This window comes from Bacillus sp. CCNWLW194 (genome assembly GCF_037120585.1).
In the GTDB taxonomy this organism is placed as follows: Bacteria; Bacillota; Bacilli; order Bacillales; family Bacillaceae_G; genus Bacillus_A; species Bacillus_A basilensis.
This window is the reverse complement of sequence record NZ_JBBBBL010000047.1, coordinates 1-2417: the sequence shown is the minus strand read 5'-3', so window position 1 is coordinate 2417 and position 2417 is coordinate 1. Positions and strand designations below refer to the sequence as shown.

The 2417-nt window shown below is 33.6% G+C and carries 2 protein-coding genes; both read right to left on the bottom strand.

Annotated elements, in window-relative coordinates; genetic code table 11:
- Positions 1 to 268: 268 nt before the first annotated feature.
- Positions 269 to 1000, bottom strand: coding sequence for a DsbA family oxidoreductase (locus V7S50_RS33895; protein ID WP_242256837.1), 732 nt, complete (start codon positions 998 to 1000; stop codon positions 269 to 271).
- Positions 1001 to 1165: 165 nt separating this feature from the next.
- A complete protein-coding gene (locus tag V7S50_RS33890; protein ID WP_242256839.1) occupies positions 1166 to 2125 on the bottom strand; it encodes an alpha/beta hydrolase in 960 nt (319 codons plus the stop codon).
- Positions 2126 to 2417: the final 292 nt, after the last annotated feature.

The following is a 2417-nucleotide window of genomic DNA, read 5'->3' as shown; positions in this document are numbered from 1 at the left end:
GCTCATTTGCGACTTCCTTATGTTAACATCTTCGTTAGTTAATGTCAACTAAGTTTTTTTATTTCGTTTGTCGTGTTCTGCGTTATTGCATCGGCGACTTGTTCTATATTACACCTCTAACCTACAATCGTCAATATGTTTTTATAAAAAAACTTCATTTTTTATAAATCCTATTTACGTTATTAAAATATCTATTTATACGCCTCTTCTATAAGAATAGATAAGCAACCCATAAAATACTCTATGGGTTGCTATTCCCTCATAAAAACTATTGTTCTTTTGATGGCACTGAACAACTTCCATCATTACAAGACATATCGTTTCCTTCTTCTGCTGAAAGTTCTTGTAACTTCGGTGCAGGATTCTCCTCTTCCCATACTTGCTGAAGTGCACCAACAAAAGTCTCAAGTGGTTGCGCACCCGAAATAGCATACTTTTGATTAATAATAAAATAAGGTACTCCTGAAATTTGATATTGCTGTGCAATCGATTCATCAATTCTAACATCATTGGCATACGCACTTTTATCGTTAATAACACTTAAAGCTTCTTGCTTATCTAAGCCTGATACTGCAGCGATAGTAGCAAGAGTATCCACATCACTTAAGTTTCTCGATTCAGTGAAGTATGCAAAAAGTAGATTTTCCGTAATCTCTTTTTCTTTCCCTTGATCCTTTGCAAATTTTGCAAGACGATGCGCATCAAAAGTGTTCGTCGGCTTCATCTCATCAAAATTAAAACTTAAACCCATACTAGCTGCATGATTGCCTAGTTGCACATTATTGCGTTTAGCTTCTTCAATACTAATCCCATACTTTGATGCAAGTACTTCATTAATACTTGTTCCAGAATAGATTGGAGCATTTTGGTCTAATTCAAAACTTTTAAACTCAACTTCAACATCCTTCTTATGCGGAAATTGCTCTAAAGCCATTTCTAATCTGCGTTTCCCAATATAGCAAAATGGACATACAAAATCTGACCATACTTCAATTTTCATAGAAACACCTCATTAACATGTAGTTTCCAATCATTGTAGCACTGGCACTAAGAAATTCAAAAATTTATGCTTCAAGCCTTATATACTGAAACCTAAAATGAATTTATAAATAGAAAAACGATAATCAAAAGTATTACCTTCTGATTATCGCATATATAAATCTAATTATACTGGAATATATCTCCCTACGAACTTCCATACGGTATTCCAATATGTATTTGAATCTATCTTCTCAGCTTCTCCATGTCCAGCACCTGGAACAATTAATTTCTCTTTTTCTACTTTTGCAGCATTATACACTTCATCTAACATTTCAAAAGGAACGAATGTATCCGCATCCCCGTGAATGAATAGCATCGGTGTTTTACTTTTCGCAACTTGTTTAATAGCTGAAGCTTCTTCTAAATCATATCCAGCTCTTAATTTTGTAACTGTATTTGCCGCATTCATAACAGGAAACTTCGGCAAATGGAATAGATCTTTTAATTGATAAGTAAATTCATCAATAACAGTTGAGTATCCACAATCTTCAATAATAACTTTAACATTAGAAGGTAAATCTTCACCTGAAGTCATCATTACAGTTGCCCCGCCCATTGAAACACCAAAGAGTGCTATTTCAGCATTAGGATCTTTCTTTACAATTTGTTGAATCCAAATCAAAATGTCTTTACGATCATGCCAGCCCATACCAACATAATTCCCTTCACTATTTCCGTGCCCACGAAGATCTGGTGCTATGACATTATAGCCTTGTTCATAAAAGTTACGAATATATTTCGTCATTTCTGATGCTCTACCATTGTATCCATGAACTACAATCGCCCATTTATGACTAGATTGTTCATTCATATATTCATAACCTGTTAAATTCAGTTTATCGAAAGAACGTAGAGTTAATGTGTTAGGCTTATACTTCGATACGAAGTTCGCATTCTTTTCTTCATTTGTAGCTAATACATCTCCCGATGCATTTACCGTTTCTGCTAAGTGAGGATTATCCTCTAAAAATTCTTTTTCTTGTTTCGCATTCAACGCATAGTTATAAAAATAATTCCCGACTAACATATAAGCAATTGCTAGAAGAATTAAAACTACTATAGTAATTACACCTATCTTTTTCATATTATCTCCTTTTTTTTAAATTAAATCTCCCTATACTAAAGTACTTCAAAAAATAACTGTATTATTTTAACACACCGACAGATTGCTTCTGCAAAAAATAAAATAGAAAATCTTAAACTACACATCGAAAATGATGAAAGAAATTGAATATGAGAGGATTAAAAGAAGAGGGATCACTTAAAATGGTATCTTGAGGTTAATACAAAGTTATAAACACAAAAAAGACGAGTCATTCTGACTCGTCTTAAGATTGCTTGGCGACGTCCTACTCTCACAGGGACAAGGTCCCAAC